The organism is Streptomyces odontomachicola (assembly GCF_039605595.1).
Classification (GTDB): domain Bacteria; phylum Actinomycetota; class Actinomycetes; order Streptomycetales; family Streptomycetaceae; genus Streptomyces.
In genome coordinates this window covers 491,016-506,728 of the sequence record NZ_JBCFOK010000005.1, presented here as the reverse complement: position 1 = coordinate 506,728, position 15,713 = coordinate 491,016, and the positions used below count along the sequence as shown (strand labels likewise).

14 protein-coding genes are annotated in these 15,713 nt (G+C 73.8%); 8 read left to right on the top strand and 6 right to left on the bottom strand.

The features are described 5' to 3' along the window. Positions 1-177: 177 nt before the first annotated feature. A complete protein-coding gene (locus tag ABEE00_RS12300) occupies positions 178-1,536 on the top strand; it encodes a glycosyltransferase family 87 protein (protein ID WP_451918562.1) in 1,359 nt (452 codons plus the stop codon). On the opposite strand, the gene ABEE00_RS12295 is transcribed toward ABEE00_RS12300, so the two are convergent. From ABEE00_RS12295 to ABEE00_RS12275, 5 genes are all read right to left on the bottom strand, one after another. After that, positions 1,493-2,677 carry a hypothetical protein gene (locus ABEE00_RS12295; protein WP_345745448.1) on the bottom strand — a complete coding sequence of 395 codons (1,185 nt, stop codon included), beginning with the start codon at positions 2,675-2,677 and terminating at the stop codon, positions 1,493-1,495. The genes ABEE00_RS12300 and ABEE00_RS12295 overlap by 44 nt on opposite strands. A 140-nt stretch (positions 2,678-2,817) precedes the next feature. Next, positions 2,818-3,831: a C40 family peptidase gene (locus ABEE00_RS12290; RefSeq protein ID WP_345745390.1), complete on the bottom strand. Its 1,014-nt coding sequence runs from the start codon at positions 3,829-3,831 to the stop codon at positions 2,818-2,820. Positions 3,832-4,110: 279 nt separating this feature from the next. Continuing rightward, the gene (locus ABEE00_RS12285; protein ID WP_345745389.1) at positions 4,111-5,148 is read right to left on the bottom strand and encodes a C40 family peptidase; all 1,038 of its coding nucleotides are present in this window, start codon (positions 5,146-5,148) and stop codon (positions 4,111-4,113) included. Positions 5,149-5,525: 377 nt separating this feature from the next. Beyond that, the gene (locus ABEE00_RS12280; RefSeq protein WP_345745447.1) at positions 5,526-6,866 is read right to left on the bottom strand and encodes an NYN domain-containing protein; all 1,341 of its coding nucleotides are present in this window, start codon (positions 6,864-6,866) and stop codon (positions 5,526-5,528) included. A gap of 73 nt (positions 6,867-6,939) precedes the next feature. After that, positions 6,940-7,179 carry a hypothetical protein gene (locus ABEE00_RS12275; protein ID WP_345745388.1) on the bottom strand — a complete coding sequence of 80 codons (240 nt, stop codon included), beginning with the start codon at positions 7,177-7,179 and terminating at the stop codon, positions 6,940-6,942. A gap of 290 nt (positions 7,180-7,469) precedes the next feature. Between ABEE00_RS12275 and ABEE00_RS12270 the strand changes: the two genes are divergently transcribed. The 7 genes from ABEE00_RS12270 (at position 7,470) to ABEE00_RS12240 (ending at position 14,298) form a co-directional block, all read left to right on the top strand. Next, complete coding sequence (locus ABEE00_RS12270; RefSeq protein ID WP_345745387.1) at positions 7,470-8,273, top strand: rhomboid family intramembrane serine protease; 804 nt, start codon at positions 7,470-7,472, stop codon at positions 8,271-8,273. Then, complete coding sequence (locus ABEE00_RS12265) at positions 8,270-8,551, top strand: Lrp/AsnC family transcriptional regulator (RefSeq protein ID WP_345745386.1); 282 nt, start codon at positions 8,270-8,272, stop codon at positions 8,549-8,551. Before ABEE00_RS12270 ends, ABEE00_RS12265 begins: the two co-directional genes overlap by 4 nt. Before the next feature lie 121 nt (positions 8,552-8,672). After that, positions 8,673-8,987 (top strand): small hydrophilic protein, encoded by a 315-nt coding sequence (locus ABEE00_RS12260; RefSeq protein ID WP_345745385.1) that lies wholly within the window; start codon positions 8,673-8,675, stop codon positions 8,985-8,987. Positions 8,988-9,117: 130 nt separating this feature from the next. After that, positions 9,118-10,527 (top strand): sensor histidine kinase, encoded by a 1,410-nt coding sequence (locus tag ABEE00_RS12255; RefSeq protein ID WP_345745446.1) that lies wholly within the window; start codon positions 9,118-9,120, stop codon positions 10,525-10,527. After that, the gene (locus ABEE00_RS12250) at positions 10,524-11,183 is read left to right on the top strand and encodes a response regulator transcription factor (RefSeq protein WP_345745384.1); all 660 of its coding nucleotides are present in this window, start codon (positions 10,524-10,526) and stop codon (positions 11,181-11,183) included. The genes ABEE00_RS12255 and ABEE00_RS12250 overlap by 4 nt, the downstream gene beginning before the upstream one ends. Positions 11,184-11,534: 351 nt before the next feature. Further along, complete coding sequence (locus ABEE00_RS12245; RefSeq protein WP_345745383.1) at positions 11,535-12,944, top strand: SLC13 family permease; 1,410 nt, start codon at positions 11,535-11,537, stop codon at positions 12,942-12,944. A gap of 37 nt (positions 12,945-12,981) precedes the next feature. After that, a complete protein-coding gene (locus ABEE00_RS12240; RefSeq protein ID WP_345745382.1) occupies positions 12,982-14,298 on the top strand; it encodes a glycerate kinase family protein in 1,317 nt (438 codons plus the stop codon). Here ABEE00_RS12240 and ABEE00_RS12235 read toward each other — a convergent pair. Continuing rightward, the gene (locus ABEE00_RS12235) at positions 14,223-15,680 is read right to left on the bottom strand and encodes an aminotransferase class V-fold PLP-dependent enzyme (RefSeq protein WP_345745381.1); all 1,458 of its coding nucleotides are present in this window, start codon (positions 15,678-15,680) and stop codon (positions 14,223-14,225) included. The genes ABEE00_RS12240 and ABEE00_RS12235 overlap by 76 nt on opposite strands. Positions 15,681-15,713 lie beyond the last annotated feature (33 nt).

Here is a 15,713-nt window from a genome sequence, read left to right as displayed (position 1 = left end):
CGTCTCCGGGCCCAGCGGCGAGTCCGTACCCGGCGAAAGGCCCCGGTGGCGTCCCGGTGACGTCCCGGCGGCGGTGCCCGGGTTCGGCCCGGGTCCGGCCCGGGGCCGGACGACCGCGCGGCGGCGCGGTTCGGCATCATGGCGGCGGTGAGCGAGCAGAGGAGCGGTGAGGCGGGCATGGCGGAGGGCTCCGGGGCGGGGCACGCGGCCCCCGCGAGACGCGGTTCGCTCGCGGCGCCGCTCGCCACATGGGTGGCCACCCGGGCGGTGCTGCTGATGCTCGTGTTCAAGGTGTTCACCGTGCCGGGGCCCGACGTGACCCACGACGTCCTGATCATCTATCAGGGCTGGTTCGAGGCGCTGAAGAGCGGCATCTTCCCGCCGCACGACGTGACCTGGCAGTATCCGCCGGCCGCCGCGCTCGCCATCCTCTCCCCCGGGCTGCTCCCCTCCCTCCACTACGACGCGGGCTTCTACGTGATGGTCTGCGCCGCGGACGCGCTCACCATGGCGCTCCTGCTGTACGCGGGCCGCCGCGGCGGACCCCGCGCGGGCGTCTGGGTGTGGGTCGCGGGCATCGCGCTGCTCGGCCCGACCGCGTACGCGCGCTACGACGTGATGGTCACCGCCGTCGCCGTCGCCGCGCTGCTGGCGGCCGCGCGCCGTCCCCGTACGGCCGGTGTGCTCGCCGGGCTCGGCGCGATGCTCAAGGTGTGGCCCGTGCTCGTGCTGCTGGGCATGCCGCGCGGCCGGGCCACCCGCAGGAGCTGGACCATGGCGGTGCTCACCGCGGCGGCGCTGACCGCGGGATTCGCGCTGAGCATGCCGGGCGCCCTGGCGTTCCTCTCGTACCAGACCGACCGCGGCACCGAGGTGGAGTCGCTGGGCGCGCTGGTCTTCCACGTGGCACGGCACTTCGGCTGGGACGGCCAGGTGCTGCTGAACTACGGCTCGGTGGAGTTCCTCGGCCCGTACGTCGACCTGGTCAGCAACGCGGCGCTGGCGCTCAACGCGCTCGCGCTGGGCTGGCTGCTGCTGTGGCGGCTGCGGGCCCGCGCCTGGTCGGCGGCCACCCCTGCGGACGCGGCGTTCACCGCGGTGCTGCTGTTCACGGTGACCAGCCGGGTCATCTCGCCGCAGTACACGGTGTGGCTGGTCGGCGTCGCCGCGGTCTGCCTCACCGTGCGGGGCAGCCGGATGGCGCTGCCGGCGGTGCTGGTCGTGCTGGCGACCGGGGTGACGCTGGTGGAGTTCCCGCTGTGGTTCGGGCACGTGGTGGCGAGCGACTGGGAGGGGCTGCTGGTGCTGGCGGTGCGCAACGGGCTGCTGGCGGCCGCGGCCCTCATCGCCTGCGTACGGCTGTGGCGCGCGACGGTCTCCGGGCGCGAGCCCGCGCCCCGCAGGCCCCGGTACCGGCCGCGGCACGGGCCCGACTCGGCGCGGGCGCGCGGGCAGAGGCGGGGGCACGAGCAGGGCCAGGAGCAGGCGGAGTTCAGCCGAGCTCCCGCTCCAGATAGTCGCGCCACCACGCCGTGAGCTTGCGGGTGGACACGCCCAGTTCCTCCCGCAGTACGCGGTCCAGCCGCGCGGGATCGTGGCGCTCGCCCTCCCCCACCTTGCGGTAGAGCGCGGCCAGCCGCCCTGTCCCCCACAGGTCGGCGATCATCCGGCACGCCAGCCAGCTTCCCTCGTACGCGCGCCCCATCGTCTGCTGGTCGCCGCCGAACCGGAAGTCGCGGTCCGAGGGCAGCGTGCGGGGCGGGCCCGAGGCGCGCACGGCGCGGGCGAGTTCGGGCGCGACCTGGCGGGGCGAGCTGTCGCCGCCGCGGTACGCGACCCAGTCGGCCAGCCCCTCCGAGAGCCACAGGGGCGTGGCGTCCGAGGTGGCGGTGCGGGTGGCCACGTGGACCGTCTCGTGGGTCATGACGACCTGGCGGCCTGACTCGCCGAGCAGCCCGTACGCCTCCGGGTTCACCACGATCCGGTCGGCCGGCGCGCGCTCGGACGCCCCGGCCTCACCCGTGGTGACGGCGGCGATGCCCTGGTACGAGGAAGCGGGCGCGTCCAGCAGCTCGGCCATCCGCCGCAGCGAGCCCGGCACTTCGAGCACGACACGGTGCGGCCAGTGGTGCGGCCACTCCTTCGCGACGGCGGTCACCGCGCGGTCCGCCTCGCGCGCGAGGGAGCGCAGCTCGTCCTCGTCCCTGCCGACGCCGAGCACGAGACTGCGTTCGCCGCGTACGAGGCGGATGCGGCCCTGCTCCCACAACTGGGGCGCGGAGCCGGGCAGTTCCCCGGTGAGGTACCAGCGGCCCCCGCGCTTGTCGAAGGCCAGCCGCTCGGTGGTGGTCACCGGGGCGCGGTCGTGGCCGCGCAGCCGGTAGGAGAGCCGCACCTGGGCGGTGAAGCCGCCGTCCCTGGGGACCTGTACGCCGCTCGCGCGGTAGGACCACTCGGCGAGGGGCAGCCGCTCCAGATTCCGGAAGACGTCCCGCTGCGCGTCCCGGTATCCCCGCTCGCCCGGACCCGGCGACACACTGGCCAGATAGGCCCGCTCGTCCTTGTCCCGCACGGCGCGGGCCTGCCGGTCCAGGAGCTTCTGCACGTGGTCGCGTTCCGCGCGATGGGGTTCCTCCGGGGGCCCGCACCCGGCCGCCCCCGCGAGCAGCGCCCCCACACACAGCAAGCTCGCCACTCCACGCCAGGACCTATGACCACCCACACGTGCGATCGTACGTTTCCCCGCGGGGGCGAAGAACGCCGGTCTACGACCGCCGACCAGCCTCGCTGCGGTTCGCCCGCCGCCCCAGCCCCCGGCTAGGGCCGCACCACCGAGTGCACCGGCATCATGTTCACCGACTCGTAGCGGACCACCGCCCCGGGATAGGGCGCATGGATCACCTGCCCACCCCCGGCGTACATCCCGATGTGGCTCGCGTCATCGCGGTACACCACAAGATCCCCAGGCCGCGCCGCCGACAACGGCACGGAACGCCCCGCCGCCGCCTGCGCCTGCGACGTACGCGGCAACGCGACCCCGGCCCGCGCATAAGCCCACTGCATCAGCCCGGAGCAGTCGAACACCCCGGGCCCCGCCGCCCCGAACACGTACGGCGACCCGATCGCCGACTGCGCCGCGGCCACCGCGGACGCGGCCCGCGCCGAGGAGGCCCCGGCCCCCGACAAGTCCGGCACACCCCGCGTACCGGACCGCGACGGCCGCTCGCGCTCCGCCCGCTCCCGCGGCGACATGCGGTTGAGCAGCCGCTGCGCGGTGCCCAGCTTCTCCCGTACGGACCGCTTGTGCTCCCGCAGCGCCCGCTGCTCCCGCTCCAACTGACCCAGCCGCGCGGTCGCTTCGGACCGCTGCCGCGCCAATCCGCGCTGCGCCTCGTCCAGTCGGTCCAGCTTGGTGCTCTGGTTGCTGCCGATGCGGTCGAGGGTCGCGGCGCGCTCCAGATAGCCCGCGGGGTCGGAGGAGAGCAGCAGCTCGACGGTCGGGTCGATGCCGCCCGAGCGGTACTGCGCCCCGGCGACCGCGCCCAGCGCCCGGCGCAGCCGGTTCACCTCGCCCTGCCCGCGCGCGAGCCGGTCCTGCGCGTGCTCGGCCTGCTCGCGCAGCCGCCCGGCACGCTCCCGCGCCCCGTTGTACTTCTCCGTGGCCACCTCGGCCTCGTGGTACAGCCTGTCCACACGCGAGTTGAGCGCCGAGCGCGAGTGCGCGTCGTCGCCGGGGGCGGCGTCCGCCGGGGCGGCCACGGGGATCAGCACCACCGCGGCGCCGGCGGCCGCCGACAGCAGGGTGAGGGACGAGGACCGGTAAGAGACCACGGAGCGCGCTGTCCTTCCGCTAGGCGAGAGTGCGCGCGAATGTAGCGGGGTTGTCACGGAGGGTCCAAGAACCGCGCCGCGCCCCGGAGTCGGCCGCCGGCCCCGCAACGCCGCCGCCCCGCCGGACGACGCAGGTCACCGGCGGGGCGGGGCTATGAGATCGGGGCTCCGGGTTTCACTCGTACGAACGAGGCCCGGTGCCGGGAGGATCACGCACAGTGCGGATCCGCCGGCGCGGTGTGTCAGCCGGCTCGGCTCGTACGGCCGGCGCGGCGCGTGTCAGCCGACGCGCTGGCCGAACATGAAGTCGCCGCCGAACTCCAGCGCCTCGAAGCGCACCGAGGCGCCCGGCTTCGGCGCGTGCAGCATCTGGCCGTTGCCGGCGTAGAAGCCCACGTGGCTGAGGTCGCTGTTGAAGAACACCAGGTCGCCCGGCTTGAGCTGGCTCTCGCTGCTGATGCGGGTGCCCACGTTGGCCTGCGCCTGCGAGGTGCGCGGCAGCGAGACGCCGGCCTGGTTGTACGCCCAGGAGGTCAGGCCCGAGCAGTCGAAGGAGCTGGGCCCTGTGGCGCCCCAGACGTACGGCGAACCGATCTTGGTCTTGGCGGCGTTGAACGCGGCGACCGCGCGCTGCGAGGCGGAGCCGAGGTCGCCCAGGTCGGCCTTGGACGCCGAGGCCTTGTCGGCCTTCGCCTGCTCCTGCTGGAGCTTCTGGCGCTCCTTGGCGGTCAGCGAGTTGAGCAGCGACTGCGCCTTGGAGAGCTTGCCCTGGATGTCCTTCTTCTTCTCGCCGAGCTCCTTGCGGGTGTCGGCGAGGTCCGCGAGCTTGCCCTGCGCCTCCTTGCGCTGCTGCGCGAGGGTGCGCTGCTTGCTCTGGATCTCCTTGAGCGCGCCGGCCTGCTTGGTGCTGAGCTGGTCCAGGGCACCGGCCTTGTCGAGGTAGTTGTCCGGGTGCGAGGAGAGGAAGAGCTGCACGGAGGGGTCGATGCCGCCGGTGCGGTACTGGGCGCTGGCCATCGAACCCAGGTTGTCGCGCATCTTGTTGAGGTCCTGCTGACCCCGCGCGACGCTGTCCTGCAGGTCGTCGACCTGCTTCTGGAGCTTCTTCTGGTCTTCCTTGGCCCCGTTGTACTTCTCGGTGGCCGCCTCTGCGTCGTGGTAGAGCTTGTCGACCTTCTCCTTGACCTCCTTCTTCTTGGAGGTCCCCGGGTCGGCGTGCGCTGCCTGCGAGGTGAGCGCTACGGCTGCCGCGGCGGTCGCCGTGAAAACGGTGACGCGGGCGCGGCTCGGCTGCTTCAGTCGACGGTGGGACGCCACTGGGGCGGTCTCCTTCTTCCTCAGCCGCCTGCCGGTTCAGTCACTCCGGCTCCGCGTCGCTGGAACGCTCCGCGGACCTAGGCGGACCTTCGCCGTCGCCCCCGATGGACGATCAACCTCGCGAAGGTTGGGCCAGACACTAGCCACGCGTAACTGATCGGATCAAATCCCTCTGACAAAAATCCCGTCACTCAAGCCTATTCTTTACCCCCCGCCCACGGATTGCGACTTGAGCACTACGGACAGCTCGTTTTTCAACTCACGGACGGGGCGCGGAACTTGGGAAAAGCGCCGTCAACCGGGCGCGAGGCGCCGCACCTTGCGCGGGGGCGCCGGGCCCCGTGTCGCAGCGCCGGACCCCGTACCGGAGAGGCAGGCTACGTACGCGCGAGCCGCTTCAGCAGCAGCGCCGAGGCCACCGGGCGTGCCCCGGCCGCCGCGCAGCCGTCGGCGACCTCGCGGTCGGAGGAGACCACGACGACGGGCCGCCCCTCGGGCTCGGCCCGCACCAGGCGGCGGATCAGCTCGTCGGCCGTCTCGCCCGGCTTGCTGAACAGCACCCGCACCCCGCGCGGTGGCGCGAGCAGCACCGGCGCGGCCAGCTCGGCGCCGTCGAAGACGCAGGTGACCTCGGCGCCCGACTGGGCCGCCAGCACGGCGAGTCCGCCCAGCAGGCGCAGTCGCTGCTTTTCCAGGGGCATGGTGGGGTAACCGGTCTTGGTGACGTTGTACCCGTCGACCACGAGGTGGGCCTGCGGCAGCGCCAGGAGCTGGTCCAGCAGCGCGGGGTCGGTCTCCGAGAGCGCGCGCGCCGCGATGTCCTTGGGGGTCATCCGCCCCGGCTCCACCGCGTCCACGGTGTCGGCCGGCCGGCCCTCGGAGGGCGGCAGGGCCAGCTCGCGGCGCAGGCCCTGCGCCGCGTCGAGCACCGTGTCCAGCAGCAGCCGCACCCTCATGTCCTCGACGCTGCGGCCCTCGCGGGCCGCCTTGCGCCCGGCCTCCAGCGCCGTCTCGGCCTCGGCGAGGCGGGATTTGAGCCGCCGCACCTCGCTGTCGGCCGCGGCCTTCTCGGTCTGCGCGCCCTGCCGCACCGACTCCAGCTCGGCGCGCAGCTTGCGCACCTCGGCCTCGCCGCGCTTCACATCGCTGCGCGCGCTGCGCAGCTTCCGCTGGGTGGCCTCCAGCTCCTTGCGTACGGAGTCGAGTTCGCCCCTGCTGCGCTCGGACTCGGCGCGGGACGCCCTGCGGGCCTCGGCCAGCTCCTCGCGGAGCCGGGTGAGTTCGCGCTGCGCCTCCTCGCCCGCCTGCTCGGCCTGGGCGCGCTGGGCCTCCTCGCCCGCGGCGGCGACCAGCTTGACCCAGCCGTCGGGGCGCAGCACATACGCGACGGCGGCGACGTCCACCGGATCGGCGGCGGCCGGCGGGTCGCCGCCCTCCACCACCTCGGTGAGCTCGGGCAGCCGCTCGCGCAGCCGCCCGGCGATCCGCTGCCGGAACACCGAGTCCCCCGCCAGCGCCGCCGCCATGGCGTTGCCGCCGAAGCGGGTGCGGCGCTGCGGGGTGAAGCGGGCGTACTGGCGCAGCGGGGCCGGGAGTTCGGCGATGGTCAGGCCGCCGAGCGCGTCCGAGGTGAGGGCGACGACGCGGCGCCGCACCTTCTCGGGCAGCGGTCCTTCGAGCGCCTCGGCGCCCTCGTCCGCGGCCTCCTCCCCGGGCACGTCCTCGGGCGGCTCACGCTCGGGATCGCGTTCGCCGCCTGTCGGTCCAACCACCGTTCACACCTGCCGTTCCTCAGACGTGTGCGCCCGGCCGGTCCACGAGCTCGACCTCGTCCACGGCGTTGCACCAGCGGCAGCGCACGGTCTCGATGGTCTCACTGAGCACTTCCTGTTCCTCGACCTGCGCGTCACCGGCGAGGTCCAGATGGACGTACTCCACCACCTTGCTGGACCGGGTCACATCGAACCGGGTCAGATTGCCGCAGAGCGTGCAGCGCCAGCGTGTCGTGGCCGTGGGCGCGGAAACGGTCATGGTGTCGTCCTTTTCTCTCATCCTCCCGCCGGACTCCGGAGGGCTCCGGGGTCACCGACGGGGCTTGTGAGCCGTCGAGTCGAGCCTTGCCGTCATCATTCGTCCACACGCGCCGCCGCCGGGCCGCGGGCACACGGGTACCGGGAGTGCCCCCGGTATCCGGTCACCCTAAGTCCTGCCGCCGACACGCGTGTGTCGTGGAGCCTGCCCCGTTTCCCGGCAGTCATGATCCGCAGATGCGGACACGGCGGCTCGGGAGGAGCGGGGAAGGCGGTGGCGGGGTGCGCGCGATGAGCTTCCGGGTCCCCTTTCCGCCCAGGTCGGGGGCGTACGGCGGCCGGCCGGGCGTGACCCTCGCGGTGATCGTGGTCAGCTCTGTGCTCTTCCTCACCGGTCCGGCGTCCGGCTTCCTCGGGGTGTACGGGACGGGGCACGCGCTGGAGCGGGCACAGGAGGCGTACTTCGCGGAGTGGGGCGTACTGCCCAGGGATCTGTGGAGCGGGGCCGCGCGTCCGCTGCTCACTCCGGTCACCGCCCTGTTCGTGCACGGGAATTGGGTGCATCTGCTCGGCAACCTCCTCTTCCTGTTCGTGTTCGGCGGATGGGTGGAGGAGCGCGTGGGGTCGTTGCGGTTCGCCCTCTTCTACCTGGTCACCGGCAGTGCGGCGCTGGTCTGCTACGCGGCGGTGCACCCCTCTTCGACCGAGACCGTCGTGGGGTCATCGGGCGGCATCTCGGCGGTGCTGGGCGCCTTCCTGTTCCTCTTTCCCAGGGCGCGGGTCACGAGCCTCTTCCCGTTCCTCTTCTTTCTTCCGCTGCGCCTTCCCGCCTGGCTGGTGCTCCCGTTCTGGCTGCTGATCCAGGGCGGCGGCGTGCGCGGCGACGCGGCGGGCGGCCCCGGGGTGGCGCACCTTGCCCATGTGTTCGGTTTCGCCATGGGCTTCGGGTACGCCTGGCTGCTGCGCCGCGGAGAGGTCCGCCGTACGGAGGCGGGCGAGGGCGCGGGCGGGGACGGGCGCACCGGTACGGAGGTGACGGGGGCGGATAAGGTGGGCGGGCCCGCTCCGGCCACCAAGGGAGAGTCCGCACCGTGATCACCTCGATCGTGCTCATCAAGACCAGCACCGACCGCATCCCCGAGATCGCCGAGCAGATCGCGGCGCTGGAGGGCGTCAGCGAGGTCTACTCGGTCACGGGGGCGCACGACCTGATCGCGATGGTGCGGGTGGCGCGCCACGACGACCTGGCCGACGTGATCCCCGGCCGGATCAGCAAGGTGCCCGGGGTGGAGTCGACCGAGACGCACATCGCCTTCCGCACGTATTCGCAGCACGACCTGGAGTCGGCCTTCGCCATCGGGCTGGATTCCTGAGGAATCCGGTCCTGAGGAATCCGGGAAACCGGATCGCGAAGGGCGACCGGCCTCCCCCGATGAGGATTTCCTCATCCGGGCTTCATCCGCCCGTTCGCCCGCGCACGCCAGCCTCTCCCCCATGGCGTTCACACACCGCATGGCGACCCTGACGGCCGTGGTGGCGATCCCGCTGGGCATCGCGGCCACCAGTTACGCGCTGACCGAGAGCCCCGACCCGCCCAAGTCCCCCTCCAAGGTGGAGCTGGAGAGCGAGAGCCCCTCGCCGCGGGGGAGCGACGAGCCGCGTACGCCGGGCACCGGCACGCCCTCGGGCAGCCCCTCGGCGACCCCCGGCGACGAGTCCGTACCGCAGCCCTCCGCCACCGACGAGAAGGCCACCGATGACAAGGCCGACGACGACGATGACGACGGCCCCGGCGGCGACGACAACTGAGCGGGAGGCGTACGAGGAGGTGGAGCCGGACGCGGGGGAGGCCGGAGCGCCCGCGGGCGCCGGGGCCGGGAGCGGCAGGCGGCGGGTCGTCACCGCGCGGGTGCGCATCCTGCTGTGGCTGCTGACGGTCATGGCCGTGGCCCTCGCGGCGGTCGCCCTCACCACGCGCTCGATCCTGCTGCGCGACGTGGACCAGCGGACCTCGGGGCTGCTGGCGCAGGAGACCGGGGAGTTCGCCAACTTCGTGGAGCGCGGCCGCGATCCGGAGACCGGCAGGCCGTTCGGCTCGGCGCGCAGGCTGCTCACGGTGTTCCTGGAGCGGCAGTACGCCGATCCGGACGAGGAGCTGCTGGGCGCCGTCGGCGACTCGGTGATCCGGCAGCGCAGGGACATCCCGAGCCCGCACCCGCTGCACCGGGACAAGGCTGCGCTGCGGAACATCGCGGCGGACCGGGACAGTTCGGGCACGCTGCGGCCGGGCGGCGGCGCGAGCGAGGTCCGCTGGGCGAAGGTCACCATCGAGCCGGACGGCAGCGGTCCGCGCGGCACCTTCGTGGTCGCCTTCCACGTGGACCGCGAACAGCAGCGCGCCGAGCAGGTCTTCCGGCTGCTGCTGGCCATCTCGGGCGCCGCGCTGCTGATGACCGTGTGCATCGGCTGGGCGGTCGCGGGCCGCATCCTCGCCCCCGTACGGCTGGTCCGTACGACGGCCGCGCAGCTCACCGGGCAGGACCTCACCCGGCGCATCCCGGTGCACGGGCGGGAGGACAGGGACGACATGGCGGCGCTGGCGGCCACGTTCAACGCGATGCTGGACAGGCTGGAGCGGGCGTTCGCGGCGCAGCGGCAGTTCGTGGACGACGCGGGGCACGAGCTGCGCACGCCGATCACGATCGTGCGCGGCCACCTGGAGCTGATGGGCGAGGACCCGGCCGAGCGCGAGGAGACGGTGCGGCTGGTCACCGAGGAACTCGACCGGATGAGCCGCATAGTCGAGGACCTGCTGCTGCTCGCCAAGGCCGAGCGCCCGGACTTCGTCACCCCGGAGCCTGTCGAGCTGGCCGAGCTGACGGCCGACGTGTACGTGAAGGCCCGCGCGCTGGGCGAGCGCGCGTGGCGGCTGGACGGTGTCGCCGAGGGCGCCGTGCGCCTGGACCCGCAGCGGATCACCCAGGCCATGGTGCAGCTCGCGCAGAACGCCGTGCAGCACACGGCGGAGGGCGACACCGTACGGCTGGGTTCGCGGCGGCTCCCCTCGGGCGAGGTCGAGCTGTACGTGGTCGACAGCGGGCCCGGGGTGAGCCCGGAGGACGCGGCGCTGGTCTTCGAACGGTTCCGGCGGGGCAGCGCGCGGCGCGGTGTGCGCAGCGGCGGCGCCGGGCTCGGGCTGTCGATCGTGAAGGCCATCGTGGAGGGCCACGGCGGCAGGGCCGAGCTGCGCGCGACGGAGGGCGGGGGCGCGACGTTCGCGCTGGTCCTGCCGGTGGAGGGCGATCCGGGGCACGCCGACGAGGAGACAGGGACAGAGGGAGAGAGTTGAACCGCATCCTGATCGCCGAGGACGAGGAGCGGATCGCCGCCTTCGTCGAGAAGGGCCTGCGGGCCAACGGGTTCACCACGACCGTCGCCGCCGACGGCGACACCGCCTTCGACTACGCGTGCACCGGCGGCTTCGACCTGACCGTGCTGGACATCGGGCTGCCGGGCAGGGACGGGTTCAGCGTGCTGCGGGAGCTGCGCGAGGCGCGGGTGACGATGCCGGTGATCGTGCTGACCGCGCGGGATTCGGTACGCGACACCGTGGCGGGCCTGGAGGGCGGGGCCGACGACTGGATGACGAAGCCGTTCCGCTTCGAGGAGCTGCTGGCGCGCGTACGGCTGCGGCTGCGCACCGCGGCCCGCGCGCCGGAGGTGACGGTGCTGCGGAACGGGGACCTCACGCTGGACCTGCGCACGCGGCGCGCGCGTGCGGGCGGGCGGACGGTGGACCTGACAGCACGCGAGTTCGTCCTGCTGGAACTGTTCCTGCGCCACCCGGGCCAGGTGCTCTCCCGCGAGCAGATCCTGTCGCATGTGTGGGGGTACGACTTCGACCCCGGCTCGAACATCGTGGATGTGTACGTGCGGGCGCTGCGCAAGAAGCTGGGTGCGCACTGTCTGGAGACCGTGCGCGGGATGGGGTATCGCCTGCCTTAGCGTCCCGCTTGGACCGCCGGTCGGGTGCGCTTCTGGTCGCCTCCCGCTGCGGCGGGATGTGGGTTGTGGTTGCGCCCGACTTTGTGCCTTCCGGCCCGCCCTACGACGCTCCGCGCCTCCGGCCGAGCCTTGCTCCGCACAAGCCTGTGGTCGACTTCCGTATCGGCGTCCCTTTGAGGTTGTGGGCATTCGTTCCGCTGGGGCGGAACGGGTGGGCACAACCGGACTCGCGCCCCCTGCTCCCACGCAACCCCGCTCCCAACGGGGCCCGGGGCCCAGCCCCGGACAAGGTGAACTCACCTTCATAAACGGCTCATTGGGCCCTCACCGCGCCCAAAGAGGCTCGGCACCATGCCGATACGCCACGCCGCCGCACTCTGCACCGCGCTCACCCTGTGCGCACTCCTCGCCGTCCCCGGCGTCCTCCCCACCCTCGGCACCGACGCACGGCTGACCCTCGCCGTCTTCGCCTGCGCCACCTGCGCCTGGATCGGCACCCCGATCGACGACACCTACATCGCCCTCGGCGCGGGACTGGCCCTCGCCGCGACCGGCGTGATCAGCAGCGAGCAGCTCTTCGGGACGCTCGGCGACCCCACCGTATGGCTGCTGATCTGCGCCTTCGTACTGGCAGCCGCGGTCTCCCGCACAGGACTCGCGGCCCGCGCGGCGGCCTTCCTGGTGAGCGGGGCCCGCAGCGTACGGCAGCTCGCGCACCTCAGTACCGCGGCGCTCGTGGTCTCGGCGTTCGCCATCCCGGCGACCTCCGGCAGGGCCGCGCTGGCCCTCCCGGTGTTCCTCGCGCTGGCGAAGGCGCTCGCGGGGCGCACCCGCGTGGTGGTGATGCTCGCGCTCCTCTTCCCCACCGTCATCCTGCTCTCCGCCGTGGCCACGCTGATCGGCGCCGGCGCCCACCTGATCACCGTCGCGGTGCTGCTGGAGACCACGGGCGAACAGATCGGCTTCACGAAGTGGCTGCTCCTCGGCCTGCCCCTCGCAGTGGCGACCTCCCACGCGGCGGCGGAGGCCGTCCTGTTGACCACCACGAAGCGCGCCGACCGCCGCGGCCCCGTACGCGTCACCGCACAGGACATCGAGCAGCACACCGACACCCCGGTCACCGGGCCGCTGACCCCGCACGAGGCACGGGCCGCGCTGCTGCTGGCCACCGTCGTCGTGCTGTGGTGCAGCGAGCCCGTCCACGGGGTGTCCCCCGCACTCGTCGCGCTGATCGGCGCCGTCGTCGCGGCCTCACCGGCCCTGGGAACGGTGCCGCTCAAGGACGCGCTCAAGACCGTCCCCTGGGCGCTGCTCCTGTTCATGGCGGCGACCATGGCGATGGGCGTCGCGCTCATGGAATCCGGCGCGGCGCGCTGGCTGGTGGCCGGGCTGCCCGGCGAGGCGCTGCCGCCCTGGGCCTTCCTCGCCGTGGTCGTCGGCGTGAGCACGGCGGCGCATCTGCTGCTCCAGTCCCGTTCGGCGCGGTCCAGCGTGCTGGTGCCGCTGGTGGTGGCCGCCGCCGCGGGCGCGGGCGTCAACCCCGTCGCCGCCGGCCTCGCCTCGACCGCCGCGGCCGGTTTCTGCCACACCCTCCCCGCCTCCGCGAAGCCGGTCGCCCTCTTCGCCGACGTCCCCGGCACCCCCACCTACGCGCCGCGCGACCTGCTGCGGCTGTCCGCCGTGCTGGCGCCGGTCAGCGCGCTGTTGGTGCTGCTGTTCGCGCTCGCCGTGTGGCCGCTGCTCGGCGTCCCGGTGATCTGACCGCCGCACGCCACCCCTTTGGACGAAGGAGTACGTCATGCCTCACCTCACGCCCCAACTCCCCGTGCACGCGCACCACTTCACCGTCGCCCCCAGCGGCTTCAAGGAGTCGCTGTCGGCCCAGGGTGCCGCCGAGGCCATCGCCGAGGGGCTGCGCCGGGTCGAACCGGGCGCGACCATCGACCTCGTACCCCTGGTGGACGGCGGCGAGGGCACCGCCGAGACGCTGGCGGCGGCGACCGGCGGGCGGCTCCTGCGGCGCACCGCGACGGGCCCGGTCGGCGCCCCGGTGGACACCCACTTCGCGCTGCTCGGCGGCGGCGCGTCCGCGGCGGGCCGCACCGCCGTGGTCGAGATGGCGGCCGTCGCCGGGCTCTCCCTCGTACCCCGCGAACTCCGCGATCCCGGCGCGACGACCACGTACGGCGTCGGCGAACTCCTGCGCTCCGCACTGGACTCGGGCGCCCGCCGCATCCTGGTCGGCTGCGGCGACTCGGGCACCTCGGACGGCGGCGCGGGCGCGCTGGAGGCGCTCGGCGCGCGCCTGCTGGACGCCTCGGGAGCGCGGCTCCCGCCCGGCGGCGCGGCCCTGGCCCGGCTCGACCGCATCGACACGGCGGGACTCGACCCGCGGCTGCGCGAGGCCGGACTGCTCGTCGCCTGCAACCCGTTCAACGTCCTGTGCGGCCCCCGCGGCGTCGCCCGCGTCTTCGGCCCGCAGAAGGGCGCGACCGCCGCGCAGACGGAGCGGCTCTCGTACGGGCTCGAGCGCTGGGCCCGGGTGCTGGAGCGGGACCTGCGCGGGTGGCCGCGCGCGGTGACCGACCTGCGGTACGGGCCAGGGACCGGCGCCTCCGGCGGGCTCGGCGCGGGCCTCGCGGCGCTGGGCGCCCGGCTGCTCCCCCGCTTCGAGGTGCTGCTCGACGGGCTCGGGCTCGACGGCCTCGGCCTGGACGCGCGGCTGGCACGCGCCGATCTGGTGATCACCGCGGAGGGCTCGCTCGACGGGCAGACCCCGCGCGGCAAGGTGCCGGCCGAGGTGGCGCGCAGGGCGAAGCGGTACGGACGCCCCGTACTCGCGCTGGCCGGAACCCTCGGCGAGGGCGCGCACGAGGCGCGGGCCGCGGGCATCGACGCCTACCGGTCGATACTGCCCGCGCCCGTCGGTCTCGCCGAGGCCCTGGACCGCGGCGCCGAATACCTCGCCGACGCCGCCGAACACGCCCTGCGCATGGTCCTGCTGGGCACCCGCCTCAGGCCGGCGGGCGCCCAGGCCGCTCAGCCCTCGGAGCCGGAGGAGCCCGAGCCCGCGCCGGTCCTGTCCGGCACGCAGCGCCCGTCCTCGGTGCGGTAGGTCCAGCGCGCGCCGTCGGTGACCAGTTCGCGCACGGCCCGCACGAAGCGCTCGACGTGCTCGTCCGGCGTACCGGCGCCGAAGCTGACCCGGATCGCGTTCAGCGACTTCTCGCCGGGCGCCGCCTCGGGGGCTCCGCACTCGCCGGGGTCGCTCTCCTCGCCGCCGAGCAGGGTGCGCAGCAGCGGGTGCGCGCAGAACAGCCCGTCCCGTACGCCGATTCCGTACTCGGCGGAGAGCGCGGCGGCGAAGTGCGAGCTGTTCCAGCCGTCCACGACGAAGGAGAGCACCCCGACCCTGTCGGTGCCCTCGCCGAACAGCGAGAGCACCCGCACCTGCTCGACTCCCGCCAGGCCCGACTCCAGCTTCTCCAGCAGCTCGCGCTCGCGCTCCACCAGGCGGTCGAAACCGGCGGCTGTCAGCGCGCGGCAGGCGGAGGCGACGGCGTACGCGCCGATGACGTTCGGCGAACCGGCCTCGTGGCGCGCGGCGGTGGTGTGCCACTCGACCTCCACGCCGCCCTCGGCGGTGCGCGACACCTTGCGGCTGGCGCCGCCGCCCGCGAGGTAGGGCTCGGCCTCGCGCAGCCAGTCGGCGCGACCGGCGAGCACCCCGGCGCCGAACGGCGCGTACAGCTTGTGCCCGGAGAAGGCGATCCAGTCGGCGCCCGACTCGGCCAGGCTCACCGGGTGGTGGGGGGCGAGCTGCGCGGCGTCCACCACGATGCGCGCGCCGTGCCGGTGCGCCGCCTCGGCGAGCTCGCGCACCGGCCAGATCTCGCCGGTCACGTTCGATGCGCCGGTCACGCACACCAGCTTGGGACCCTTCGGCGCCTGGTGCAGCGCCTCCTCCAGGGTGTGCACGGCCTGTTCGGGCGAGCGGGGCGCGTCGAGGAACGTGGTGTCGTGCCCGCGCCAGGGCAGCAGCGAGGCGTGGTGCTCGGTCTCGAAGACGAACACCCGGGTGCCCTGCGGCAGTACGGAGGCGAGCAGGTTGAGGGAGTCCGTCGTGGCGCGGGTGAAGATCACCTCGTCGCCCTCGCGGCACCCGGTGAACTCCGCGACCGTGCGCCTGCTCTGCTCGAACAGCTCGGTGGAGAGCTGCGAGAGGTAGCCCGCGCCGCGGTGCACGCTGCCGTAGTACGGGGCGTAGGCGGCCACGTCGTCCCACACCCGCTGGAGCGCGGGGGCGCTCGCCGCGTAGTCGAGCGCGGCGTAGCTGACCTCGCCGCCGGTGACCAGCGGGACGCTGACGTCGCGGCCGAGGACGGGCAGGGGAAGCGGCGCGCAGGCGGGCTCCGCATCGGCGGTCCCGGCCGCGGCGGAGCCGGTGGGCGCGGAGACGGCGGAGGGCGCGGACTGGGCGGAGGACAGGTACGACATGGCGGAAAACTCCCGTACGAAGGCAGGCGAGAC

Excerpts from the sequence above, each read along its gene's own strand:
- ABEE00_RS12235 (WP_345745381.1), bottom strand. The coding sequence starts at position 15,680 with ATGTCGTACCTGTCCTCCGCCCAGTCCGCGCCCTCCGCCGTCTCCGCG.
- ABEE00_RS12275 (WP_345745388.1), bottom strand. The coding sequence starts at position 7,179 with ATGACCGTTTCCGCGCCCACGGCCACGACACGCTGGCGCTGCACGCTC.
- ABEE00_RS12270 (WP_345745387.1), top strand. The coding sequence starts at position 7,470 with ATGAGCTTCCGGGTCCCCTTTCCGCCCAGGTCGGGGGCGTACGGCGGC.
- ABEE00_RS12240 (WP_345745382.1), top strand. The coding sequence starts at position 12,982 with ATGCCTCACCTCACGCCCCAACTCCCCGTGCACGCGCACCACTTCACC.
- ABEE00_RS12245 (WP_345745383.1), top strand. The coding sequence starts at position 11,535 with ATGCCGATACGCCACGCCGCCGCACTCTGCACCGCGCTCACCCTGTGC.
- ABEE00_RS12300 (WP_451918562.1), top strand. The coding sequence starts at position 178 with ATGGCGGAGGGCTCCGGGGCGGGGCACGCGGCCCCCGCGAGACGCGGT.
- ABEE00_RS12260 (WP_345745385.1), top strand. The coding sequence starts at position 8,673 with ATGGCGTTCACACACCGCATGGCGACCCTGACGGCCGTGGTGGCGATC.
- ABEE00_RS12255 (WP_345745446.1), top strand. The coding sequence starts at position 9,118 with ATGGCCGTGGCCCTCGCGGCGGTCGCCCTCACCACGCGCTCGATCCTG.